Genomic DNA, 740 nt, shown 5'->3' with positions numbered 1-740 from the left:
TGTCTGACGTCAGCGCCTATGGGTCCAAATAGGCCGATTTGATAAGAGAGTGTTCTTGGCTCATCGTAACCACCGAGGAGTGAACGGTGAGAAAGACAACTAAAAGCCCTGGCGAGAAGATCGTCAAAGATATCAAGCGCGCAACGCGCAAGCATTATTCATCCGAAGAAAAGATCAGGATTGTGCTGGACGGCCTGCGCGGGGAGGACAGCATCGCTGAGCTGTGTCGCCGTGAAGGCATCTCGCAGGGCATCTACTACAAGTGGTCGAAAGATTTCATGGAAGCTGGCAAGCGGCGTCTGGCTGGCGATACGGCACGTGCTGCGAACACAGACGAGGTGAAGGATCTGCGTCGAGAAGCCCGCGATCTGAAGGAAGTGGTTGCGGAGCAGGCTCTGGAACTCCGTTTGCTCAGAAAAAGCATGATGGGCCCCTCTCGGCAGAATGCTCCGCATTCGCCTGCCGGGCAGTGGATGGGGGCGACCACGAATGAGATATCTGTTACCCGGCAGGCGATTTGGCTAAGCCAAATCTGCCGAGAGGGCGGCATCAGAGAAACTGGAGATCATCCGGTTGGTCGAAGAAAGCCATCTCTCAGCGCGTCTGACATTGGCCAAGCTGGGTATCCCTCGCACAACGTTCTATCGCCCCCTCTCACACATGCTTTGCATGTGCTGCCGGGCAATGGGATATGATCGATATCTGCAGCGCGGTGAGGCTGGCTTGCAGGATCAATCCCC

At 55.9% G+C, this 740-nt stretch carries 1 pseudogene; it reads left to right on the top strand.

The annotated features are described in order from the left end of the window. Positions 1–86 precede the first annotated feature (86 nt). Positions 87–740, top strand: a pseudogene (locus tag Q1A06_RS20900) (transposase); the annotation flags it as partial.

It is taken from the genome of uncultured Sulfitobacter sp., from assembly GCF_947497275.1.
Taxonomy (GTDB): Bacteria; Pseudomonadota; Alphaproteobacteria; order Rhodobacterales; family Rhodobacteraceae; genus Sulfitobacter.
Note: the sequence above shows the minus strand (reverse complement) of the source record. Positions and strands in the feature narration are given on the sequence as shown.